Origin of the sequence: Pseudolysobacter antarcticus, from assembly GCF_004168365.1 — a bacterium.
GTDB lineage: Bacteria > Pseudomonadota > Gammaproteobacteria > Xanthomonadales > Rhodanobacteraceae > Pseudolysobacter > Pseudolysobacter antarcticus.
Genome location: NZ_CP035704.1, coordinates 3,046,921 through 3,065,130, shown reverse-complemented (window position 1 = coordinate 3,065,130; position 18,210 = coordinate 3,046,921). Strand labels below are relative to the sequence as shown.

Here is an 18,210-nt window from a genome sequence, read left to right as displayed (position 1 = left end):
AAAGCCAGTTGAAGGCAAAAAGATCACAGGATTGATGGATTCCATGCTCAACGGAATTCAACGACGCAGTGGCGAGAGTCAGCAATCGCACTCGAATATTTCGGCGACGATTTTGCAAGCGCTGAATGTCGCCGGGTTGAGTCCGCATGTATCCGCCGTTGCGGCATCGAGCACGATGGGAATAAACGACAGGGCTGGCACGTCTGGAAATGCAGCTCATGAGAACGATAGATCAGAGCGTTTCACTACGCACTCTTTCAGCAATTCCGCAGGCAGTCGCAGCTACAAGTTGTACGTACCGCATAGTTATGATGCGACCGCCAAGCGCACGTTTGCGCTGATCGTCATGCTGCATGGCTGCACGCAGTCGCCCGATGATTTTGCGGCGGGGACGCAGATGAATAACTTGGCCGAAAAACATGGATTTCTCGTGTTGTATCCGGCGCAGTCAGCGAATGGCAACGGCTCGAAATGCTGGAACTGGTTTCGTACCGAAGATCAACTTCGCGATTGCGGCGAACCATCGCTTATCGCTGGAATGACGCAGGAAGTCGCACGAAATTTTCGGATCGACGATCGTCGCATTTTTGCTGCGGGGCTTTCGGCGGGCGCGGCGATGGCTGTAATTCTTGGCGAAACCTACCCGGACATTTATGCCGGCATAGGCATTCATTCCGGGCTGGCATACGCCGCCGCACACGACGCACCTTCTGCGTTTCGCGCCATGCAAGGTTTGCACGATGCCACGGTTGAATCCTCGCGCAATCATCGGCACACGACGCTGATGCCGACAATCATATTTCACGGCAATCGCGATACCACGGTGGCAGAAAAAAATGCCGGCATCATTGTGCAGCACGTTCTCGCTACAGATGGCAGCGCAACGTCTCTGTCCAAAGTACAAAGTCGCGGAGAAGCCGGCGGACGTGGCTTTGATCGCACCGTTTATCGCGATCAAGCGGGACATACCATGATCGAGTGCTGGAGTATCGATGGCGCAGGACATGCGTGGTCGGGAGGCGACCGCAGCGGATCGTATACGGACTCGACCGGCCCGAATGCATCAGCAGAAATGCTGCGTTTTTTCTTCGCGTTGCCGCAGAGTCAGGCGCCTGTGCGCTGATCGAAAAAATCCATCCGGAAAAGATTGCGCACGAATTTTACCGGCGCAAGCCCCGCGCATATTTTCGGCAATGTGCGAGATACGCCACTTCATGTTTGGCGATGAGATCGACCACGCTCGACCATAACCACGATGGCGCATCCATCGTGCGAGTATGCGCACGTTTGAGGTCACTGGCCCAGCTTGTTCGGGTCGCTGCATCCATTTGTCGCCAATGCGCGCGACCCAAAACCTGCGCAAGATATTGTGCCGCACCGATCGCCTCATCGATGTTGAGCCGGTGCATGTCGAATTTGATGTCTTGTGGCAAGAGCTCACGCACAAACACGGGTTTGCCGAGCACACGCGCAGCCGGCATGCGATTTCCCAAATGCGGCGAAAGATGGCGCGCTCCAGTCACTACACGCTCGGCGTTATCGCGCGGCATGCTCGCCGTGGCTGATCGCGGTGCCGCTGCAGCGCTGGCTTGTTTGATATCGACGAGGGATAAATTGCGTGGCGCGATATTCTTCGTGTCCTCGCCGATAGCGGCGAGTGCGACAAATCGCAAACCACCGAGTGAGCTGCAACCCTTGACCCAATAAGCGGCGTCGAGCAGCTGCACATCGCTGTCCGAATCGCGTTGCTCCAGACTCGTCAATAGCGCGCACAATGATTCCTGTTGAAACAATTCGTCCAGCGCGGTTTTCTCGGGTTTCATGAGCGGCCAGAAATTTTTGCCAAGCGGAATGCTCGGCGCGGTGCCATCCAGACGTTCACGCGCGAGATGTCGCCATTTGCGTTGCAGTGCGTTTTTGTAGGTTGATGCGATCACCTTTGGCACTACGCTTGCGCCGGGCTTTTGTCGCAGGGCGAGACGATATCCGCTCATTGCTGCTTCCAGCATTCTGGCGGTGGTCACGCCCGGCAAATCCGAACTGCGCGCGGCCATCGCCAGCGAGAGGCCGAGGCGAATAATATCGTGTGCCGGATTGCCGATGACGGTTTGATCGAGGTCGCGAATTTGTACGTCAACATTACCGCTCGCATCCGAAACCGGGCCCAGATTGCCGATGTGGCAATCGCCGCAAATCCAGATGTCCGGCCCGCTAGGTATCGCTTTTCCGGCGTGCTCGTTTAGCCATTCATAGAACTGCACCGTGTTGCCGCGAACATAGGCATGCGCGGATGCAGCCATCTTCAAGGCCCGTCGCTGTTGCAGTGATTGAGCGCGGGTTTTGGCGGTTTGCGGCGAGATCAATTTGTCGGCCATGATTGCGTCTGGTTGCTTTGGTAAAAATTTCAGGTCGCTAACTATGCCACGTCGTCTCACCCGACGATCGCAGCGTGCAGTCATTGCGCGATATGGCAACGACGCGCGCGTTCGAACTGATCATCGTAACGACGTGGCATCGGCAGCACGACATGTTTTTGCCGGTACGCTCGCATTTGCCGCATCATATTAAATCCGGCTGCGCTGAAGATGCGCTCGGCAGCGGCGAAATAAATCTGTGCGGGAAATACATCCAGAATTCGAGTTGCGGCGGGCAGCTTGCCGGGCGGTTGTTTGCTTGCGACGCACAGCTCGATCTCGCGGTTTTCGATGCTGCGAATCTCGGCAGCGTAAGCAATGATTTCTGCCACTTCCGATGTCGGTCCGCTATGCACGATCAGCCAGAACGGATCGGCGCATTCGATGGGTTCTGGCATCGGCGCATCGATCAGTTCAATATCTTCGATGTGATCGCAGTGCGCTTCGAGAAATTGCTGATGTGTTGGATGCAGTGGTTCAAGACGCCAGACTCTCGTGTAGCGCGGCGCTGAGCCGCAAATCAGCGGCGCATATTGATCCCAGCGCAGCAGGCGCGCGATATGCCAGAACTCAACGCCAAGACTGTCTGGCAGATCGCATAATTCGCCCAGAATTCCGGCGGGAAATACGTCGATACAAATGCATTCGGCATTGAGTTTTTCGATTTGCCCGATCAACCACGCGCGAAAATCGGCGGCATTTTCCTGCAACGAATTCGGTACCGCAAGAATATTCAAACCATCCACAATACGCGGATCGTCGGCAAACTCCGAGTTGGTCAGCACCGTGGTTTGCGCGGTGAGCCCGGTCATCTGCAGAAACGCCTTGGCGCGCACGAGATGGCCGAGGCCACCGCCGATCGCGTAATAGATCAGGCGCATGATTTCGATTTGCGCGCGGCAAAAATACGATGTTTGCGCGAGCGCGTTGCTCAGTGTCCGCGCGCCATCAACTCGGCAACGATCACGAGTGCCGACTCGCGCGGAATGCCGCTCATGAGCAGCACACCATAAGCCGCGGAAAACTTGCCGGCCTCGATCACGAACTGCTCGACATCGTCGCCATCCTTGAGCTTGGTCTTGCCGGTCTCCTTGCTGAATTTGACCTCGCCGATAGGACGCTCGGCCGGATCGACGATCTTCGCCTTGTCGGCGTGATCGGTCTTGATCGCCCATGCGTTGGCATTTTGTTCGTTGTCACTAACCTTGATCTTGTCGTCGCCGATTTTGATTTTCCATAACAGCTTGCTGTCCGGTGCGCGCAGCTTGAAACCAGCGGATTCGGATTTGACTTCGACCAACGCCGGGCCGCCCGGGCCACGATGGTAATAACGTTTGTCGCCGATTTTGTCACCGATCAGTTTCACGCTGGTCGTGATGATTTCGACATGACCGGCATTGATCGTGATCGTGATTTTTTCCGTGCCCTTTGCCGCGGCGATCACCGCGCTTGCGGCGGTATCTACTGTGAGCGTCGCCGTTGCGCAATGCGCTGCGTTACTCGCGAAGAAAAATCCAGACAGGCTCAAAACAAGCAGGATGCGCGCGGTCATGTCTGGTATTCCTTGAGATGGATTGGCGTGATCAATGTGCGCATATCGCGAGCTGCGCTCGATGCGGTTTCTATCAGCAATTCGTGATAACGGCGTGCTTCGATGCGCTGGTCGAATTCGCGCAACACCGTGGTTTGCAGGTTGCGGCCAAACGTTTGTCGCATTGACTCCGGCATTTCGATGGCGGCATCCAGCGCGCGTCGACACGCGTGACTATCGCCCGGCGCAAAAGTCAGCGCGTTGTCGCCGTCGACCAGCAGATCGGCAAGACCGCCGACCATCGCGCCGAGCACAGGTAGGCCCAGCGCGCCGGCTTCGAGCGCGACATTCGGCATGCCATCGTACAGCGACGGAATCGCCACAAAATCACACGCTGCATACCAGCGCAGCAGTTCGAGCCGATCGAGAAACGGCACGTGCGTCCACGAAATATGCGGTGGCAAGGCTTGCAGACGTATGAGCATTTCGGCTTCGATTTCACCGACGATCAGCAGGTGCGCCTGCGCTGCGTTTTCGCAGCTTTCGAGCGCATCGAGAAAAAACAGGCCGCCTTTTTTTCGCTTCAGATGACCGAACAAGCCGATCACCGTTTGGCCGTCGCGCACCTGTGCGGCGCGCCATGCGCTCGCCTGATTGCGATCAATATCGAGCACGGCCCAATCGTTCGCATCGATGCCATTGGCAATCCATTCGCTGCGGATATCAGGAAACAAACTCGACACCTTGTCGCGATGGTCGGTGCTGACCGCGCACACTGCGGCGGAGCGTGCGAGCGCGTCGCGCAACATCCAGCCGCGACTCAAGGAAAAAATGCCGGTATCAAAATCGTTGCCACGCAACAAGGTGATGAGTGGAACGTGCATCCACGCGGCGAAACTCGGTGCGCACAACATCGGCAACAAACCACCGAACGCAAGCAGATGCGAAGGACGAATCGGATCATGCCCAAGCGTATTCCACAACAGGTTGAGCGCATGCGCCGGGTCATCCGCGACGGGACAGCTGATCAGCCGCCCGCGCTCGTGCTGTTCGATACGCAGCGCAGCATGGCGTGAGCTCAGATGTACCACATCGAGGTCGATACCGCGCGAGCGCAGACCGCGCACGATGCGATCGCAGGATTGCGCCATGCCGCCGCGATCGGGCGGAAAGTTTTCGGTGATCAGCAGCGGTCGCATCGTTTCAACTGTCGTTGAAGCCGGCGCGCGTATTGTCGCTGCCGTCATCGATTTCGCCTTCGCGCTGATTGAACGAGCGCGTGTCGTACTGATCGTAATACGTGCTGTGATGCGAGCCGAGGTAGATCGGCGCGTAGCCGCTGCCGTAATACTGATGCCGGTACGAATACGCCCAGTCGTCATCGTAAGTATTATTGGCATTGTTCGTACGTGGATTTGTCGTCGCGGTTTGCTGCTCGCTGCGCGCCCAGCAATCGCGGCATTGCGAAAATTTGCTGGCCACGGCGGAGTGCTCATAGCACATCGCGCGCTGGCATGTGGTGCATTGTCCGAGTGATGGTTCGCCACAATCGCGCAACGAGAAAAATCCGCTCTTGCATTGACATCCGCTCATGCGGCGCTCCTCGTCGGTGGGGTGGCACGTTTGTAGGCTTCGGAAATCATATCGATCAAGGCGCGTGGATCGAGCGGTTGCAGCGACTTCGCCTTGAACTTGCGCACGAGTTTGACATCGCTGCGCTTGTCGCCTTGATGCACTGTGATTTTCGATGTGGCTTTTTGCGAAGAGCGATCTGCCGCAGCATTCACGCCGTAGAATTTGTTCGGCAGCGACAGTCCGATCGCGACTAGGCTGCGTTTGTAATGCCGCAGCTTTGTTTTCGTCTTGCCGCTGCTGCTGCGCTTGCTGCGTTTGCTTTCGCAAATTGTATCGAGCAGGCGCCAACGCAAGATTGCGTCATCCGCCAGCCGCGCTGAACCATCGAACCACGGATCGCGATACGTGGTGTCGACAATTTTCTTGTAGGCGCCACGCTCGTAGGGTTTGGACGTGCCGGTACATTTTTTGCTGACGATCGCCGGCGTGAGATCGAGACGAATCGACAGCGTTTGCGCCGCTTGCATATCCTGTTTGAGGATCGCGATGAACGGCAACGCTACCTGGCTGAAATTTTCGGAAATCGCGAATTGCGACAGGCGACGTATGATCATCGAAAGATAAATCACCGCCGCAATCGCCGCCACGAAAATGCAAACTCGCAAAACGAATGGCAATGGCGAAATGAACAACACGACGATGCCGAGCACAATCGCGAGCCACTTCCATTTGCGCAGTTGGCTACGCGTGAGCACATTTTTCCGATCGAACTCGGCCAGTGCGCGCATCTGTTCGAGCAGAGCCTGTGCGGTGAAGTCGCCGGTGATTTGTTTCTTGTCGATCGCCGTGCGCAACGCGGGCGAGAGACTGTTGAACGCATTGAGTGAAGAGAACATCCTGGACTCCCTGAGTAAATTCAAGCGGCTTGGATTCAGGCCGATGTCGTGGTGAAGGCGGCATCGGCGCGTGGTGCAAGTTCAATAGCATGCGCTGGATCGATACGTCGATAAACATCACGCAGCCGCTGCAACGAGTGCGGCCAGGTGAATTCATTGGCGATACGTTCGCGCCCGCGCTCGCCCATCATGCGGCGACGCTCGGGATACGCCATCAATACACGAATCGCGCGCGCCAATTCGGCCGGACGATCCGGCGCCACCAAACGTCCTTCGATGCCATCGCGAATCAGTTCACGTACCGGTGGCAGATCCGATGCAATCACCACGACGCCTGCGGCCATCGATTCGAGAATCTTCAATGGCGCGCAACCCTGTATGACATTGCGTGCGCACTCACGCAACGGCGCGAGCGAGATTTCCGCGTTGACGATCCAAGGCGCCAGCGCTGCCGCCGAAAGTTCCCAGCGCCAGACGATGCGATCATTGATGCCGAGCTTGATCGCGAAACGTTCGCTGCGCCGCGCATCGCGCGATTGCAGCGACCCGCAAATCACCAAGTGCAGATCATCCATATCGGCCAACAACGAAAACGCGCGCAGCAAGGTATCGATGCCTTGCCAGGTTTGCAGCGCACCAAAATAAATCAGGTATTTTTGCGGCGCATCGGTTGGGCGCGGTGATGGCTCGATGAGCTCCGCGCCGTTCGGCACGACCGTGATTTTGGCGCTGTTTACACCGAGCGATTCGAGCAGGCTGCGCGTCGTGTTCGATGGTGTGACGATCGCATCGCAGCGATCGAGACAATACAATTCGGTGGCACGAATTTTCTCCAGGGTGCGCGGCGCAATGCCCGGATATGCATGCAGCAATTCGATCGAGGGCAGGGCGTTGACCTCGTATACCGTGGCGTAATCGTGCGTGCGCGACAACAGCGGCACACCGCTCCACGGATCGCGAAAGTGCGCGATGGCGAGCCCGCTTGCGGCGTGATCGAGCACTCGTTCGAGGTAGGTGCCATACGCGGTGGCGCGCTCGAGGAAATTATCGAACGGCACCGAAAACCGCAGGATTTCGACATTGCCTTCGCGCTGCTGCACCGGCAGCGTGGTATCGCCAAGCACGTACAACAAACCGCTGCCCGCATAGTCGAACAGGCATGGCGCAAAACGCGCGATATGGTTCGATGCTCCCTTGCACGTCGGGAACCGGTCGAACGCAGCATAGAGGGATCGCGGTTGGGTCAGCAGCATGGCGCGGGCCGGATTTCCGGCGGAGCGTAGCACTATTTTCGTGCATCGCGAAAAGGTCCGTCAGCCGATTTTCTCAAGCGCCGATCGCAATGTCCCCTTTTTCAAAAACTCGCGTAATACATTGAAAGGGCGGCCGCCCAAAGACAAGGTTTGAGATTCTCGTCATGTGCAAAAAAGACTATTCGATCGCGTGCTTGCTCCGGTCCATTCACTTGTTGCTGTCTCGTACCGCGGCGGCACTGGTATTGATCTGCGCCACCTCCGTTTTCACGCAGACAGCCGTCGCGGGCAGCACGTTTACTCCGACTGGCAGCATGGCCACGGCGCATGTGTATACCGCCGCCACACTTTTATCCAACGGACAAGTCTTGATCGCGGGCGGACGCAATAACAACGGCGTCATCTCCGGCGCAGAACTCTATAACCCTGCTAACGGCACCTTCGCGCCAACCGGCGATCTGCTGGTGGCTCGTTATGCCGCCACTGCAACACTACTTCCCAACGGCCAGGTACTTGTCGCGGGAGGTTTTGACAGTGCCGATCATGTGCTGGACAGCTGTGAACTTTATAGTCCGGCGAGCGGCATATTCAGCAGCATCGGCAGCCTGATTTCCGGGCGAGCCTTTGCCACCGCGACCATGCTCAACAACGGCCGCGTGCTGCTCGCGGGTGGTTTCGGCAAGTTTGGTACGACGCTCGCGACCGGCGAGATCTATGACCCATCGACCAGCAACTTCGCGCCGACCGGGAACATGCCGACGGCCACCGCATACGCCAGCGCTACCTTGCTAGCCAATGGTGAAGTGTTGATCGCCGGAGGTTCTCTGAGCGGCGTCAATCTTGTCCAAGCGCAGCGCTATAACTCGATCAGCAACACTTTCACCGCCACCGGCACCATGACTGCGGGGCGCCGGCAGACTGTCGCCAGTCTGTTGCCAAATGGCAAAGTACTGATCGCCGGCGGATTTGGTAACGACAATATTCCGCTCGCCAGCACCGAACTTTTTGATCCGGCAAGCGGCGCATTCGTTGCCAGTAATGACATGATCACGGCGCGTCAAAACGCAACCGCCACATTGTCCGGCGGCCAAGTGCTGATCGTGGGAGGTGGCAGTGGTGCTGGTTATATCAGTGGTGCCGAGCGCTACGATCCAGCTACTGGCAAGTTCGCTAGTAACGGAAACCTGAAGACCGCGCGCTGGCTTTCCACCGCGACTCTGCTGCCGAACGGCAAGGTGTTGATCGCCACCGGCGTGGGCAGTGACGGTTATCTCAACAGTGCAGAAATTTACGATCCGGCGGGCGACACGTTGTTGTCGGATGGCTTCGATGGTTGAGTACGGTTTTCTGCGGAGATTATTTCCTGCGAACCCCGCTAGATGGTTTGGTCAACTCTCGTTTGTAGCCGCAAAACTTCCGTCGGTTTGTATTTCGCATTCATGCCGCACATGCGCGTTCGATGCGGGAGCATGGCTCGCCAGATTAGCAGCGACAAGCACCGTATCCAGCTTATGTATGCGAATGCGAGCGTCGGTGCATGGCGCGCATCGTACGCGCACGTTACCCTGTGCGGATGAGACACGAGTCCTACCACTTCTACGGCTGCGTCGCCGACGCTGCCACGCGCGAACTTCGCCGTGATGGCAGGTTGGTCACGTCATCGCCCAAAGTTTTCGACTGCCTGATCTACCTGATCGAGCATCGTGATCGCGCGGTCGGTCGTGACGAGCTGATCGCCGCGGTCTGGGGTCGCGCCGACGTCAGTGACGCCCTGCTCGGGCAGACGATGCTGAAAGCCCGACGCGCGATCGGCGACACCGGTCACGAGCAGACTGCGATCCGCACCGTTCCACGCTTCGGTTACCGCTGGATCGCCGAGACGTCGACCAAGTCCACGGTCGCAGCCACGACCGAATCCGCGCACGTGCCTGATACCGCGCCGGCGAAAATCGCCACGATGGAGGATGCGTCACGCGCTGATGAGCGAGTGCCGGAAATGCCACCGAGTCCATCGCGTCGCACGCGCAGTCGCCTGATCAGCGGCGTGCTGGCAGTCGCGGCTGTGGTCGCGCTGCTCGTCGCGCTGCTCCGCGGATGGCAGCAGCACGATACGCAGAACCATCCCGCTGCGGCGACGCAGGCGCTGGCACCCTCGCATACAGCAGTTGCCGAAGGCAGCGTCGACAGTCGCGATGCGGACGGCACGGTCGCGGTGATGCCTGTCGCCAATACGGCTGGCGACGACTGGTTCTGGCTGCAGCTCGGCCTGATGGATCAGATCGGACGCCGCCTGCATCTCGCTGGCCAGGCCGTGGTGCCGAGTAGCAATATCGTCGCGCTCACTCGCGCTTCTCCACAAGCTGAAACGATTCCCTATGCGAAGGTATGGGCCGCGACCGGCGCACGCTACGTTGTGCTGCCGCACGCCACGCGTACGGCGAACGGCTGGCGTGTGCAACTGGATTTGCACGAAGGCGACCGTTCGAAGCGGGTGGTCGAGGCACAATCCGACGACGTGGTCGCTGCCGCCAATGCGGCCACTGATAGTCTGCTGATCGCGCTGGGCAAAACGCCGCCGAGTGAACAAGACTCGGAGACGTTCACGATCAACCAGCTTCTGCAGCGCACGGATGCCGTGCTGCTAGGTTCGGATTTCGACGGCGCTCGGCGTGTGATCGAAACCGCGCCACCGGCGCTGCGCAACCAGCCCGCCGCGCGTTTCATGCTCGCGCGGATCGATTGGCACGCCGGCGCGCTGGACACGGCCAGCGAACGCCTTCGCGCACTGCTAGGGGAAGTTTCCGCCGAGCGCGATCCGGCGTTACGCGCACGCTTGCTGTACACGCTGGGCGCGGTCGAGATACGCGAGGACCGCAGTGCAGATGCCGTACCTCTGCTGACCGAAGCACTGAAATTGCGGTCGCGCGAGAACCTGCCGGCTGAACTTGGTGAGACCTACACCGCGTTCGCTGGTGCGCTCATCAATCTTGGTCGTTACGAGGAGGCGGGTGACGCGTTGGCGCGTGCGCGCGTCCAACTTGGCCTCGCCGGCGATACGCTCGCGCTGGCGATCGTCGATGCGAATGAGGGTTCGCTTGACATCGCACGCGGGCGTCCCGCCGAAGCACTGCCGCTGCTGCAACGCGCGAAAGACTGCTTCCGTCTTTTCGGTTGGCTGAGCGGACGGTTCCTGACCACTGCAGCCGAGGTGAAAGCACATCTGGCCTTGCTCGATTCGACGGCAGCACTGGCGGCAAGCGACGCGATCGAACCGCAGCTCGACCAACATGACAGCGCGCACATTCGCGGCACGCTTGGCGTGCAACGCGCATGGGCGCTCGTCGCGAATGGGCGCATCGGCGAGGCCACGCACTTGCTCGATCAGCTCGCGGTCGAGATTTCGCATGACGAACATTCGGGCCTGCCCGGCGACATCGCCTCCGCGCGCTCGCGATTGTCGCTAGGCGCCGGCGACAACAGCGCGGCCGCACGCGAGGCCAGCGCGGCGGTGGCGGCGTTGCCGACGGTCGATGAGCAATACGAGCGCGCGCGCGCATGGCGTACGCTGGTTCTGGCACGGCAGGCCGGCACCCAGGCCAATGAGGCAGCTACGCAGCTCGATGAATTTTCGCAGTGGGCGCGGAAGACGGCGCAACCTGCGCCGACGCTGTACGCCGCACTTGCCCGCGCCGAGCATGCGCGCGACCTGCATCGTGCCGACGAGGCTTATCAGGAGTACGCGGCGGCGCTCGACGATGCCGCACGCTGGGGCGTGCCGGCGGATCTTGCTGCGGTCGTCGTGTCCTACGGCAACGCGCTCATTGCCGACGGCAAGCTTGACCAAGCCAGCGAGGTTATCGGGCGTGTCGCACGTTGGGCTGATCACGATTTCGACTGCGCGCTGCTGCAGGCCAGGCTGTACAACGCACTCGGGCAGCATGGGAGCGCCGAGACCGCGATGGCGCGCGCGCGGAGTCTGGCTGGGGAACGGGTAGTTCCGGCATTGCCCTCCGCACCGCTGGTGAAAGTCGCACACGAATAGACGGCGTTGGCGCGAACTTGCGCCGTAAATATGCGAAGGAAGAGCTTCAGTTTCTGGCATTTGTGCGATCGGTTTCACTGCCGAACAAAACATCGCCGTCCAAAGATTCAATACGGCGCTGAGGGTTTGAATGGCGGCGGCGATCCTCGGATCGCCGCCGCTCACGCTTTTTCTCTTTACTGCCCGACCGTGATCGCCTTGCCATCGCCATCGAAGGCGTAGCTGACCAGCGTCACCGGATAACCAGTGGCACCGGCGGTGGTGGTCAGGTGCATGTAGCCGTAGCAGAACCCGCCCGCGACCTTATTGGCTTGGCGAGGCTTGTCGCACAGGAAGCGAAAGCCGACATAGCCATCCGTACCGGCCAGCCACGTCGACGGGGTGAGGAAAGCAGTCGCCGTGGCAGCGTAAGTAAAGTAGGTTGAAGGTCCGACCACGTCGCCGGCATGCATGACGATCACGTTGTTGCTGGTGTCGACGGCGAGGCCATCCATGTACGTCTTGACCGTTCTGAAGGTCAAGCCGCTGGTATCACGCAAGTTGAGATCCCACGAGCCCGATGTCGGACCGGTGTCGCTGAAAGTGCCCAAGACCCAGTTGACCGTCGAACCCGTGGCGCTATCAACCATCACGTGATTGAGAGTGGCCGAATGCACAACACCGTTGCCGCCCGCCACCACCGTTAGCGACGAGTTGGAATCCGTCCGGTTCTGGCCCGCGTCGGCTAGCAACGAACCCGCCGGTATCACGTTCTGGTAGGTGCCGCTCAAGTTCGCAGTCACCGCCAGGGAGATTACGCAATGGGCACCGGCAGGAATTACAGCGCCGGCATGCAAGGTGATGGTGTCATAGCCCGCGTAGGCGACCAGCGGGTCAGAGCTGCAGGAATTGGATGTGTTCGGCGTGGCAGCAATGATCAATCCGAACGGAAGCTGGTCGATGAAGTCGCTGCTCAGTGTCGCGTCAGATTTGCCGGGATTGTCGAGATCGATGGTCAACCTTGCGGGTGCGCCTTGTGCGCTCTGCGCGAGGATCGTGCTTGGCGACAGCGTTGCGAAAACGCCGAGCGAGGTGCCGTCGAAGCGATCCGCGAACAGCTTGTCCGGCGTGACATTGACTGTGTACGATCCTGGCATCGAATTCGTGGCCCAGCCGTTCATGAACGTGCCATCGCCGGTCATGTTCAATGCACTGCCAGCGAGATCCGCATTAAAGCCGGCTGGCACTGTGCCGCCGTTGGCGGTGATCCAGTCGACCAGTCGCATCGTGCCGATGCCTTCATGCCAGATCAGCGCGGCGCGCTCATTGTAGCTTGCGTTGGTGCCGCCACCCACCGTGCTGAATTCAGCATCGCTAGAGATAGCCTTGCCAAATTCGGCATCGCTGCCCCCAGCAACTCTTAGCGGCCCGCCGGCGTAATCCGCATTGCCGATAATGGTCTTGCCATCATTGGAAACGGCGAACACAAAAGCCATGTCTGGGATGTAGATGACAGAATTATCCGCCCTGTTCCAGCGCCAGCCACCTTTGACGAAACTGGAGTTATAGGCATTGCTGCCCACCACGAACTGGTCGTTCGCGCTGATGCCGTCTGCTTCACCGGCGTTGGGCATGCTCGGCGTGTAACCGATGTCCAGTGGCGCGCCATCCACCCAGATCGTGCCCGTGCGAAAACCAGTGAGGTCGTCGTTCCAGCCATAGATGATGTGGCCGTCCTGACTGATGCCGTTCGCGCGCGCGGCCCTAACTGGCCGATTCACCGGCAGCATCTTCATGCCTGCGGCGGCGGTCCAGGTATAGGCGCTACCGATACCCGGTGTACCGCCCTTGGTCGTGGACAAACCCACCACGGTACCGCCGTCGGACATGCCATAGGCATCGGAATCTTCCAGCATCGGGTTGGTGATCGCGATCGGGTCGCTGCCGAGTGGTACATAAGCGCCGAGATCGGTTCCGCCGTTGGGCGTGCCGCCGTTGACGGGCAACCAACCGACAAGTGTGCCGGTGTTGGTGACGTTGTTCGGGTACATCGACAGAAGGTCGGCCTGTCCGGTCGTCACGTTATAACGAAAGCCGGTAGCGCCGCTGCTGTCTGTGCCTGATAGAAAGGCGCCGTTTGGCGACATCCGGTAAATATAAGCGGGCGAGATCGCGGCGATGTCGAAAGGTGTGAACGTGACGACATCGGCATGGACTACGCCACAAACAGCCATCGCGATGGCAGCGGACAAAAAGGTATTGCGCATGGAACCCCCGGGGTTGGACGGATTGGAGCGGATACGGGCAAAACACCGGCCCAGACGGGCCTGCTGTCACCCCACCAGATAGCCCCGCGCGCCGCGCGCTGCACTCGCAATCCGTCAACTATCCATATGCGCTATGTGCAACGGACTGATTCACATGTGAATTTAATATTTCGTCATGATGGCGAACGGTGACCGCCAGTGCACAGGGCGGGCGCCGGATGAGCGCGGCAAAGGATTGAAGCTGCCCCGTCAGAACGAACCCAATAAGCGGTGTTCTTATCGCCAATTGGAGGTTTCGATGCAGAAGATCATTCGTCGTCGCTGCACGGACGATTTCAAGTCTCAAGCGGTTGTGCTGCCGGCGCTTGGTAGCCTTGGCGAACTCCCGGATTGCGGGAGTGCAAGTCTGATAGGATTTCGGTGACGTTGACGAGCGCTAGCTCCGCTGGGATACCATCACCGTCTGCGACGTCCTTCGGGGCGCGCGCATCCGCGCTGCGAGCACACGCCGACATCGTCATCAAGGACATCATGAAGAACCGCATTTTTTATTTCATTGTGAGCTTCGCTGCGTACCAGTCTGTGGTCGCGAACCCGGTCAACCTGATCCCGAACTTCGACTTCGCATCGTCCATCACCGGCTGGACCTGCAGCGGCACGTGCTACTGGTCGCCGGTCAATGCAACAAACGACGGCACCGGCTCGCTGGCGTTCGACCACGCGAACCAAGCTGGCGCCACCAGTGGTTGCTTTCGCGTCTCTGCGTCCACCCATTACACCTATGGGTTCAAAGCAAAGACAAGCATCGGGCCGGCCGGCGACGAGTTCAATATGAGCTGTAACTCCTATACCGACACGGGCTGCTCGTCTTTCGAGAATTTCGGGAACCCTGCCGACCTTGTTGTCGCCGAGTCGGAATGGGAGTCGCAGTTGTATACCGGCGACCTCACGACCGGCGCGAGCGCGCAATCGGCGAATTGCATGACCGGGGGCGGCAGAAATGGCGGCGCGACAAACTACGATGATTTTTTCTTCGTGCCGCCAGACAAGATTTTTGCGGACAACTTCGGCAACTGAGCCCGGTACTTGTTCGTCGACCCTGGCTGGAGGCGCTAGTTAGGTTGGTAGCGCCGCTGGTCAATCAGATGGCGCCGCAGGTCAATTCACTAAAGGCCCTGCCTGCGCGGATGGGACGATCATCCGCGACGCTGCGCGCCCATCCATTGGCCCGTCCGAGGAGTCTGCATGCAGTCCGCCATGCCTATGTTGCTAGGAGTGCTGTTGCTCTGCAGTGCCGTCAGCGCCTGGGCCGATCTTCGTCCTGAGTAGATATCACTCGGGCTGGCTTTATCTTCATGCCCGAAACGATAGATACAGGCTACCGCGCGTGGGGGGAAAGCGGTACGTCTCAACAGCCTGCTAGCTAGCGGGCGCGCTTGAGAGTCTGTGACGAGGCCACGACCGGTAGTCACAGCTGGCGACGAATTTAGCATGTGGCGACTTTGACGCCAGCGCGCTCGAACGGTTAAGCTGCCGCCGCCCTGAGGTGACCGTCGGCGAGTTCGGCGGTTGAAACGGGAATCCGGTGCGGCCTGTGCGATCCACGCACAGCCAATTCCGGAGCTGCCCCCGCAACGGTAGGCGAGCTATCGATCCACACGAAGCCACTGTGCTTAATGCATGGGAAGGCGTGGATCGGGCTGTTGCTCGCCGGCACCCAGTTCGCGATGTTCCATCGTGTGTTGGCTAACGTTTTCAAAAAACGCGCTGACAATCGCGATGCCGTGCGAATAGCCGAACAGATCCTTCCAGAATCCTCCCAAGTTATCGCGTCGCGCGTTATACGTGCCTGGAAATCGCGAATCGAAAACGCGGGCTTGCCGGCTGGTCGGCACTGATATCGCATCGGCTTCACGACGCGGCGTCCGTTTTCCCAAATCTTCACCGGCGCATACCAGCCGGGGAAGATGCGTGAGTCACGCGGTTTGGACTCATGCCTTTGCATATCGGCGAGTCGTGCCATCGCGCGATCGACTTTGTCGGTGGCGATGCGTTTGCTCTCGGTTGCCGCTTTGCTGATTTTGGTTTGCAGTTTGCAGTTTGCGCTCTGCGTCTGCCAGACGCGTGCGCTGCGCGAAGATTTCTTGCTGCAGCTTGGTCGCTTGTTCCGCATCGTAACGACGGATCATCGACTGAATTTTCAGAACATCCGGTTCGTTGGAAGTATCGCGCAGAAACGCCATATCCATGGCACGCGGGAGCTTCATTTTGGAGTTCGTTTCCTGCCGCTCCCAATAGATATCTTGATACTCCCCGATGCTGATATGCGCGCCAAACTCTCGCACATATGCCGCATATTCCTATCGGATTTGGGTTGAGTAACACATCGGTGGTTCCTCGACGTAGGACTGACGGTGGCGGGTGGACAGAATATCGAATTTGGGCTTGCTGTCTGTGAAATGGGAATTTAATGAATTCATGCACCAATTCCGTACGCGCATGCTGGAAACCCTCTATCTGGCGTATCGGCGCGATGATCCGACCTTGCGGTCACTCGACCATTTGCCTGCACCGAAGTGAGGTGTTGCCTGGCGATCGGTGCGATCCCTAGGCAACACCCGAGCCACCGCGTCCGGATCAGCCGACGGCGTCCTTGAGTTTCTTCAGCGTGCGCACCTTCATTTTCAGGCTGGCGGGCTTTGCCGCAAACCAGCGCTCTTCCTTGGTGAACGGATCCACGCCCTTGCGCTTGGGTTTGGCTGGCACGGCATGGGTCGTGATCTTGAGCAGGCCGGGCAGGGTGAAATGGCCCACGCCTTTCTTGTGCAGCGAACCGGTGATGGCATGCTCCAGCGACGTCAGCACGGCACGAACGCCCTTGGCTTCCATGCCGCTGTCGGTCGCGAGATGCGCGATGAGCGCCGTCTTGGTCAACACATCGGTAATCGGTTTGCGCGCGGGTACTTTTGCGGCGATCTTCTTGGTCGTTGCCATGGTGTGATTTTCTTCCTGGACTGAAAGGGGGTTGCGAGAGTGAGTGTAAAGCCAAACCCTGGTCACGACACACGTACGCCGGACGAGCCGCCGTAGCTGTGGCCGACAAGGACGACGGGGCCGTTCTGTAGGTCTAAGACGCGCTTGGTAGCGGCGACGTCCTCATCCAATCCTGTCAGCGACTCCCGCACGATCCGAACACGGGAGCCATCCTTCGTCAGGACACCCTATACACCTCGCCAACTCGTGCCGGGTATGAGAGATCCGTGCAAAAGAACCATGGTAACTGAGGCTTGATCTATGCGAGCTGACTGCGCACTCGCGAGACCACCAAGGTCTCCTGCCAACTGATTGAGTCACCTGTCGCATTCCATACAGAAAATTCGTTCTTCGATAGTGAGGTATCCCTAGAAGCCTCAATAAGTGCCAACGATACAGCCGTGCGTGAGCACCGCGTAATAAAACAAGAGCGCCAGCTATCGGCGCGAAGCAAGCGCCCCTTCCCAAAGAGTCGCTTAATCACATGGCCGGCCCCAACGCCGGCCATGTACTTTTTAAGCATAAGTATCAGCGTGGTGTGTCTTTAGGTACTTCGATTTACGCAGATGGCTTAGATCAAAAGGCGCGAAGCGAGGAACTTATGGAGAGCCATCGAGCGGTCTGAAAAAACGAGTCGCTTTGGATGTTACGGCCTCACGCGAACCCTATCTCGCAGAATCTCGCGACATGGAGGTTCTTGATTGCGAAATATCTGACCTCGCTTAGCGATTTAAGTCAGTTGCGAGGTCTGTACTTCGTCAGGGCTAGTTGTACTGGCTTCTTCTTGGCGATTGACTTGTTTGGTTTAGCAGTAGATTTTTTCTGACGATTGTTTTCTTCGCAGCGGTCGATGATTGCTCGTCAGACTCTTTTCAAAAACGGCGTATAGCCGACGATATCGGTCGTTACTTTCTCATGCAGGGCAACATCGTCTAGTAACAGCTTGATGACGCCTCGGTAGCGGACCGTCGCCCGCCTAAATCAGCACAAATACGGGATCGTGCCGCCGTTACTTGCTGCTTCTCCGCGCCGCATTTTTCAACGGCAGCTACATCTAAGTCACGTTCTAATAGGACGTGCCGCTGCAAATTGAATTGTCGCAATTCGGGACACAATTTCGTTTTTCGATATTGAGACGAAGCGGATATGCCTGAAGGTACTCCATCGATGCAAAATGAAATGTTGAAAATACCCGTGCATAGATCAGAAACGTGAAGACA

14 protein-coding genes and 1 riboswitch are annotated in these 18,210 nt (G+C 58.6%); of the genes, 4 read left to right on the top strand and 10 right to left on the bottom strand.

Going from position 1 to position 18,210, the window contains the following annotated elements; all coding sequences use genetic code 11:
• The first annotated feature begins 34 nt into the window (after positions 1-34).
• Positions 35-1,123: an extracellular catalytic domain type 1 short-chain-length polyhydroxyalkanoate depolymerase gene (locus ELE36_RS13090; RefSeq protein WP_129833995.1), complete on the top strand. Its 1,089-nt coding sequence runs from the start codon at positions 35-37 to the stop codon at positions 1,121-1,123.
• A gap of 37 nt (positions 1,124-1,160) precedes the next feature.
• Here the strand turns inward: ELE36_RS13090 and ELE36_RS13085 are convergent, their stop codons facing one another.
• The 7 genes from ELE36_RS13085 to ELE36_RS13060 all read right to left on the bottom strand — a co-directional run bounded on the left by ELE36_RS13085 (position 1,161) and on the right by ELE36_RS13060 (position 7,669).
• Positions 1,161-2,375, bottom strand: a complete 1,215-nt coding sequence (locus ELE36_RS13085) for a DUF2252 family protein (RefSeq protein WP_129833993.1) — start codon at positions 2,373-2,375, stop codon at positions 1,161-1,163.
• Between the two features lie 80 nt (positions 2,376-2,455).
• On the bottom strand, positions 2,456-3,295 hold the full coding sequence (locus ELE36_RS13080; RefSeq protein WP_129833991.1) for a hypothetical protein: 840 nt from the start codon (positions 3,293-3,295) through the stop codon (positions 2,456-2,458).
• Positions 3,296-3,345: 50 nt separating this feature from the next.
• Positions 3,346-3,966 (bottom strand): hypothetical protein, encoded by a 621-nt coding sequence (locus ELE36_RS13075; RefSeq protein WP_129833989.1) that lies wholly within the window; start codon positions 3,964-3,966, stop codon positions 3,346-3,348.
• Positions 3,963-5,144, bottom strand: a complete 1,182-nt coding sequence (locus ELE36_RS13070) for a glycosyltransferase family 4 protein (protein WP_165371601.1) — start codon at positions 5,142-5,144, stop codon at positions 3,963-3,965. Before ELE36_RS13070 ends, ELE36_RS13075 begins: the two co-directional genes overlap by 4 nt.
• 4 nt (positions 5,145-5,148) lie before the next feature.
• Positions 5,149-5,538: a hypothetical protein gene (locus ELE36_RS20390; protein WP_165371600.1), complete on the bottom strand. Its 390-nt coding sequence runs from the start codon at positions 5,536-5,538 to the stop codon at positions 5,149-5,151.
• Positions 5,535-6,416, bottom strand: coding sequence for a hypothetical protein (locus tag ELE36_RS13065; protein WP_129833985.1), 882 nt, complete (start codon positions 6,414-6,416; stop codon positions 5,535-5,537). The genes ELE36_RS20390 and ELE36_RS13065 overlap by 4 nt, the downstream gene beginning before the upstream one ends.
• Positions 6,417-6,451: 35 nt before the next feature.
• Positions 6,452-7,669, bottom strand: a complete 1,218-nt coding sequence (locus ELE36_RS13060) for a glycosyltransferase family 4 protein (protein ID WP_129833983.1) — start codon at positions 7,667-7,669, stop codon at positions 6,452-6,454.
• Between the two features lie 212 nt (positions 7,670-7,881).
• Here ELE36_RS13060 and ELE36_RS13055 point away from each other — a divergent pair, with 212 nt between their 5' ends.
• Complete coding sequence (locus tag ELE36_RS13055; protein ID WP_165371599.1) at positions 7,882-9,006, top strand: Kelch repeat-containing protein; 1,125 nt, start codon at positions 7,882-7,884, stop codon at positions 9,004-9,006.
• Between the two features lie 236 nt (positions 9,007-9,242).
• On the top strand, positions 9,243-11,711 hold the full coding sequence (locus tag ELE36_RS13050; protein WP_165371598.1) for a winged helix-turn-helix domain-containing protein: 2,469 nt from the start codon (positions 9,243-9,245) through the stop codon (positions 11,709-11,711).
• Positions 11,712-11,887: 176 nt separating this feature from the next.
• Here ELE36_RS13050 and ELE36_RS13045 read toward each other — a convergent pair whose 3' ends face one another.
• Positions 11,888-13,957, bottom strand: coding sequence for a DUF7933 domain-containing protein (locus ELE36_RS13045; protein ID WP_129833978.1), 2,070 nt, complete (start codon positions 13,955-13,957; stop codon positions 11,888-11,890).
• A gap of 531 nt (positions 13,958-14,488) precedes the next feature.
• On the opposite strand from ELE36_RS13045, the gene ELE36_RS13040 reads away from it, so the two are divergent.
• Positions 14,489-15,034 carry a hypothetical protein gene (locus ELE36_RS13040; protein ID WP_165371597.1) on the top strand — a complete coding sequence of 182 codons (546 nt, stop codon included), beginning with the start codon at positions 14,489-14,491 and terminating at the stop codon, positions 15,032-15,034.
• Between the two features lie 450 nt (positions 15,035-15,484).
• Positions 15,485-15,696: riboswitch (cobalamin riboswitch) on the top strand.
• Between the two features lie 252 nt (positions 15,697-15,948).
• Here the strand turns inward: ELE36_RS13040 and ELE36_RS13035 are convergent.
• Together ELE36_RS13035 and ELE36_RS13030 are read right to left on the bottom strand one after the other, a co-directional pair.
• Positions 15,949-16,302 carry a hypothetical protein gene (locus tag ELE36_RS13035; RefSeq protein WP_129833974.1) on the bottom strand — a complete coding sequence of 118 codons (354 nt, stop codon included), beginning with the start codon at positions 16,300-16,302 and terminating at the stop codon, positions 15,949-15,951.
• A gap of 292 nt (positions 16,303-16,594) precedes the next feature.
• The gene (locus ELE36_RS13030; RefSeq protein ID WP_129833972.1) at positions 16,595-16,951 is read right to left on the bottom strand and encodes an HU family DNA-binding protein; all 357 of its coding nucleotides are present in this window, start codon (positions 16,949-16,951) and stop codon (positions 16,595-16,597) included.
• Between the last annotated feature and the right edge of the window lie 1,259 nt (positions 16,952-18,210).